The sequence below is a fragment of the Sporomusa sp. genome, from assembly GCF_057736855.1.
Window position 1 is genome coordinate 1 of record NZ_JBYKYF010000023.1, and the last position, 5,693, is coordinate 5,693.

A 5,693-nucleotide genomic window follows, 5' to 3' on the forward strand; every position below is an offset into this window, starting at 1 on the left:
CCTCAGATCTATCTAATGAAGTGTACAGAATATCCAGTTCTAGCTTGATAAGCTGCTCAAGAATTTCTTCCCGCAAATACGAACCGTTTGTGATCATTTCGACCTTTAGGCCAAGTTCTTTCACTGCCTGCAGCATATCGAAAATCTGCGGATGCATTAACGGTTCACCAAAACCGCCAAAGTGAACGGTTGTGAGCTCCGGCAACTCTTTTAAGCTATTTACTATATTTTCGAATGTTTCCCAGGTCATATGAGTCAGCTCATCTTGTCAAGAACTGCGGATACAAGTGATACAAGAAAAGTTACATTTGGTCGTGATTCCCCATAGCTAAAATAATTAACTTTATACCTTCTAAAAAGCTACAAAGCGAGCAGTTTTTCGCCTTTCAATTCATCTGCGCTCCAGCCAATTAGGGCAAAACTGCCGTTTGTATGACTGTCAACCTTATTAATCCATTGGATTTCATTGCTGGCTTTGGCTTTCAGCAAAGTATTTGTAGTGCCTGACTGATAGAGAGAGGCGTTGATAACCCACCATTTGCTATAAATACCGGCGCGTTTCAAGTCTTCTTCCAGTCGCATAGCCTCATAAACAGGTGTTGCTTCAGCCAGGGTTACAATAATAACCTCGGTTTCTGTTTCATTGCGTAGGCGGGGAAGCAGTTTTTTTACTGATTCAGGTATTTCCCCCTGTGTCCGTTTTACCTCCTTATGATAGCTTTGCGTTGCATCCAAGAGTAACAGCGTATGACCTGTCGGGGCGGTATCAATGACGACAACCTGTTCTTCGGCTTTTTCAACGATTTGCGCAAATGCCCTAAAAACGGCTATTTCCTGCGTGCAAGGAGAACGTAAATCTTCTTCTATATAGGCAACATCATCATCGGACATGGTTTCTCGTGCCTTAGCCAATACCTCTTCCTGATATTTTTTAAGTTCTGCCTGTTCGTCAATATAACTCATGGATACACCGCTAGTTTCATCAAGAACAAATTTAAGATGAGCAGCGGGGTCTGTAGTAGCAAGATGCACGTTTTTCCCCCTGGATGATAATCCTAAAGCTATTGCCGCTGCAACTGTGGTTTTGCCCACTCCGCCTTTACCCATTGTAAAAATCACCTTTTTGCCTGTTGCTGCCAGTTCGTCAACTACAGCCTGCAAACGTAAGATAGATTGTGATTGCAGGCTCTCATTATTAATAACAGCATAATCTTGTGTCAAAAAGGCACGGATATTCTCTATGCCTGCAATCGTATAGGCGCGCAGTGGTATCGAATATCTTGGAATGGTTTTAAGACCTTCAGGCAATCCCGTTAGTGCGGCCTGCTGCTTCTGATACAGTTTCTCGGAAATAATGTCATCATGTTCTCTAAGTTCACCGTTGATAATCAAAACCTGATTATTAACTCCTAATTGCGCTAATTCATAGGACGCCCGCTCTGCTTCTTTCAGCGGCGTAACTTCAGGTCGGGATACGAGCAGCAATGTGGTTTTACTACCATCAGACAGTGTTTCCACAGCTTTTTTATACATATCTTTTTTATCTTCCAAACCGGCAAGCTGACCTAAACAGGAGGCTCCATGCGTGCTTTCACTAATAAACTTACTCCAGGCAGATGGTAATTGTAGCATTCTCAGGGTATGCCCGGTAGGAGCAGTATCAAATATAATATGGTCGTATTCCTTTTCCGTAGTTCCACTAGTAATGAAATGGGAAAATTCATTAAAAGCGGCAATCTCCACCGTACACGAACCGGATAATTGTTCTTCCATATTGGCGATAACAGAATCCGGTAGTTTGCCGCGATATGGTCCGACAACACTTTCCCGGTATTCTGCCGCCGCCTGGATAGGGTCAAGATTGGCTACGACCAGGTTAGGCACTTCCTTAATAGGTTTGCCTTTGCCGTCAAGTTCTGTTGCAAATACATCCTGCAAGTTAGAGGCTGGATCGGTACTAATCAGCAAAACCTTTTTTCCGCTATCAGCAAGCGTTACCGCTGTAGCACAGGCAACAGAAGTTTTGCCAACACCACCTTTACCGGTGTAAAACAAATATTTTGTTAATGGTATCTCATGTGGATTAAACGCTTGCACATTCTTGCCCCCTAATGGTTTCATTTTATTCTTAACAGCATTTACCATCAGAGCAGCAGCAACCACCCTTATTAGCAGTTTTCGGCTCACTCAAATAGCTTTCTGGAATGCCAAGTAGCTTAATGAATTCATCATTGGTAGGATAACGGCCTGTTATAATAATTTCGTTATCAAGTAGCACTGCCGGTAATCCTTCCGGGCCTTTTTCATTGATATATTGATTGATTACTTTGTTATTAACAAACTCCATAGGCGCACTGCTCAGGTTATACCGTTTCACTTCCACACCATTCTTTTTAAGGGCATTTAACACGGTTGATATACGGATGAGCTCAGGGTCGACACTAACACCGCAAATACCAGTTTCACAACACATAGCAGGTTCATAGATAGCCATTTTTTTCATACAAACATCACTCCTAAAAAATTTATTTACGTTATCCGACAAAGTAGATGCTTTCTTTGTTTGCCGGGTTGCCGTAAAGGATACGCAAATGCCGTCAACCATCAACGTTACAGGTTGTTATCCCAATGATAGACTTCCTCACAATTACAAATACAATCTGCCTTACTACTGGTGATATTGCTTAAAAAGGTTTTTAAATCATCAACCATTTTTTCATCCAACGAATAATACGTCCATTTTCCTTCTTTACGCCCTTTTACCAAGCCAGAGTCACAAAGAATTTTCATATGATGCGATAAAGTCGGCTGCGTGATGTTAAACTTCTCTAAGATTTTACAGGCACATAATTCCCCGCAGGAAAGCATATCCACAATCGACAAACGGTTAGGATCTGACAGCGCTTTGAAAACTATAGCATAACGAATATAGATATCTGTCATGAAATCACCTCATATAGAACTTTATCTATGTATTATTATATGCTTCATATAGATAATTGTCTATGTGTTTTGAATTACTTTTTTCATAAGTAAGACCTGCAAAATCTCGCAGGTCTTACTTATCATTTCTATTTCGCTACTTTAAAACCACCGTCAACAAATATTGTTTCACCGGTCATATAAGCTGATAAATCAGAAAGCAAAAACAGCACTACTTTAGCAATCTCCTTTGGTTCGGCTATTTTTGCCATTGGTATTAGGCTATTTGAGTATTCCAAAATAACAGGATCATCAAAAGATTTTTTAGTCATTCCTGTGTAAGTAAACCCCGGTGCCACAGAATTGACCTGAATATTATAAGGGGCTAGGTCGAGTGCCATTGCGGAAGTTAATGCTACAACTCCCCCTTTAGCTGCCGCATACTCTGCCATATTGGGCCTAAATATTCTAGAGCGTATGCAACTTATGTTTACTATCTTACCTTTCTTATTTTTAATCATTCTTTGGCCCACATATTTAGACACTAAAAAAGTACCGGTAAGATTGATCGAAAGTCCCTTATTCCAATCCTCTAAACTCATCTCATAAAAAGGCTTTCCGCATGAGTATACTCCAGCGCAATTAACCAACCCATCTATTTTTGAGTATTGAGATTCTATTTCATCCAAAGCATTCATTACACTAGCCTCATCTCGAACGTCAACTGTGAAGTGTTTATAGCGCTCCTTTTGCGTCCTAGGCTCTTGAACATCAAAACCAATAATCGTTGCGCCATTGTCGTATAACACTTCAAGGCAGCCTAGCCCAATACCTGAGCTTGCACCGGTTATGACTATAACTGATCCTTCTAACACACACATCCCCCTCGCCCATTACCCTCAACTTCTCCCAATAACTGCCTCACTTTGGTAGGTCAGCTACGGTCGCTGCCGATTTGATAATCTACATCGCTACGAAGAGTTGCCTTTGGTTTACATGCTCTAAAAATAAAACCTATTTTAGTTCCAACCTCATACAAGTGCTACAGCCTGAACAAGCTGAATTTAATTCCGATTCTTCTAACAGTATGTTTGGAATTGCAGAGCGTGATATCTTTACAAAACCAAATTGCAATAGATACTTTTCTGCCGTTTCTGTCATCAGATACATTTCTTGGACTCCACTAGACCGAGCCTTGTTAAGTGCAGTAGTAACCAATTGTGTAGCGATTCCTTGCTTCCGGAAGGCTGGAGTAACTGCCAACGAACGAAGTAGTCCATATGAGCCTGAACGTTCCATCCCTATAGTTGCTAAGAGTTGATTATCCTTACTTACAGCAACCAGGAAATGAATGATGTTAGCCTCGACACCTACGGTTGGGAGACCTGAACTTGTAAGTAACTCCTGTATTTTTGGAAGGTCGGCATGTGTCGCTTGCCGTATCTGATAATCTACACCGTTAAGAAGAGTTACCTTGGGCTTGCGAGCTCGAATAAACGCGCTTACTACAGCACCTTCCAGTTCTGCTAGCTCCTCTTTAGTCAACTTCAAAAATAAATCCGAGTCTGAATCTGTAAAGTCATAGACCCTCGTTACTTGAACTTCCACGTTTTCAAATCCAGTTGCTACAAGTTTATCCTTGTATTCATTATCGCTAAGGGCTCCAGCTATACAACCTGCCCAGGAAGTCAAATCCCGCTGCAACTTAGATGGTATGGCCTTCTTTAAAACAATATCCGATACGGCAAACCGACCACCCGGCTTCAAAACTCGAAAGCATTCGCTTAATACCTGGTCTTTATCAAAAGATAAGTTAATGACACAATTGGAGATAATGACATCTACTGAGTTATCAGGCAAAGGAATGTCTTCAATGTGTCCCTTTAGGAATTCTACATTTGTAATCCCGGATTTTTGCTGGTTTTGTCTAGCCTCTTCCAGCATTTCATCGGTCATGTCTAGGCCGTATGCCTTACCATAAGGACCTACCCTTTTAGCAGAGAGCAAGACATCCAACCCAGCACCACTGCCTAAATCTAATACTATTTCCCCAGGATATAGTTCCGCCAGTGCTGTCGGATTACCACAACCAAAAGAGGTTGCAATCATATCTGCAGGCAATCCCTGAATGTCATTTTCTGAGTATAAATTCCCAGTAATCATCTGCGTCACTTTACTGAGGCTAGTGTCACAACATGAACTCCCTCCGCAACAGCCTTTCTTTCCGACAATAGCTTTAGCGTATTTCTGTTTAACAACCTCTCTAATACTTTCACTCACAGTTAACCCCTCCTTTTGCTTGGAAAGTCCCAGCCACCTTTTGTCTTACATCCAAACATATTTTTGTATTTTTTACTGCAATAAGGAGATAAGGTAAGACCTCTTTCACTGCTTCGTACTTTTCTTGGGGAATTGAATTTAAGACCTGTTCAAAAAATTCCTCCATCCTCCTATTAATAGCGTTAACCATTTCAGTTCCTTCTGCGGTTAACGTAAGTTTTGTATAACGCCTATCCTCATTATTGGTTTGCTTTTCTACCAACCCTGATTTAACCAGGGTGTCTACAGTGCGGCTCATGGTGCTCTTATCGAGCGTAAGAGCCTCAGACAATTCATTTAACGACAAACCGTTAGCTCTGCCAATCTCCACTAAAGTGTGGCATTGAGCAACCGTAATCCCGCAGCATGCAGCATCCGCCTTTTGCAATAACCCCAGCTTCCTCACACATGTCTTAATAATTTCTCTTAAAATTTCGGCACTATTTGCATCT

7 protein-coding genes are annotated in these 5,693 nt (G+C 41.4%); all 7 read right to left on the reverse strand.

Features of this window, described 5'->3' with window-relative positions; all coding sequences use genetic code 11:
• Positions 1-250, reverse strand: a 250-nt coding sequence (locus AC29Z1_RS02910) for a radical SAM protein (RefSeq protein ID WP_488269956.1), incomplete at its 3' end; no start/stop codon positions are given.
• Between the two features lie 110 nt (positions 251-360).
• The gene (gene arsA, locus AC29Z1_RS02915) at positions 361-2,121 is read right to left on the reverse strand and encodes an arsenical pump-driving ATPase (protein ID WP_488269980.1); all 1,761 of its coding nucleotides are present in this window, start codon (positions 2,119-2,121) and stop codon (positions 361-363) included.
• Between the two features lie 7 nt (positions 2,122-2,128).
• Positions 2,129-2,503: an arsenite efflux transporter metallochaperone ArsD gene (gene arsD, locus AC29Z1_RS02920; RefSeq protein WP_488269957.1), complete on the reverse strand. Its 375-nt coding sequence runs from the start codon at positions 2,501-2,503 to the stop codon at positions 2,129-2,131.
• Between the two features lie 107 nt (positions 2,504-2,610).
• Positions 2,611-2,943 (reverse strand): ArsR/SmtB family transcription factor, encoded by a 333-nt coding sequence (locus tag AC29Z1_RS02925; RefSeq protein ID WP_488269958.1) that lies wholly within the window; start codon positions 2,941-2,943, stop codon positions 2,611-2,613.
• 128 nt (positions 2,944-3,071) lie between these two features.
• Positions 3,072-3,797: an SDR family NAD(P)-dependent oxidoreductase gene (locus AC29Z1_RS02930; protein ID WP_488269959.1), complete on the reverse strand. Its 726-nt coding sequence runs from the start codon at positions 3,795-3,797 to the stop codon at positions 3,072-3,074.
• 139 nt (positions 3,798-3,936) lie between these two features.
• Positions 3,937-5,202: an arsenite methyltransferase gene (arsM, locus tag AC29Z1_RS02935; protein ID WP_488269960.1), complete on the reverse strand. Its 1,266-nt coding sequence runs from the start codon at positions 5,200-5,202 to the stop codon at positions 3,937-3,939.
• Positions 5,195-5,693 (reverse strand): MarR family winged helix-turn-helix transcriptional regulator (locus AC29Z1_RS02940; RefSeq protein WP_488269961.1); only part of this gene is annotated, 499 nt, incomplete at its 5' end. The genes arsM and AC29Z1_RS02940, both read right to left, overlap by 8 nt.

What these genes read in the sequence shown, in the direction of transcription:
- arsA (WP_488269980.1), bottom strand. Translation starts at nt 2,121, where the DNA reads ATGAAACCATTAGGGGGCAAGAATGTGCAAGCGTTTAATCCACATGAG.
- arsD (WP_488269957.1), bottom strand. Translation starts at nt 2,503, where the DNA reads ATGAAAAAAATGGCTATCTATGAACCTGCTATGTGTTGTGAAACTGGT.
- AC29Z1_RS02925 (WP_488269958.1), bottom strand. Translation starts at nt 2,943, where the DNA reads ATGACAGATATCTATATTCGTTATGCTATAGTTTTCAAAGCGCTGTCA.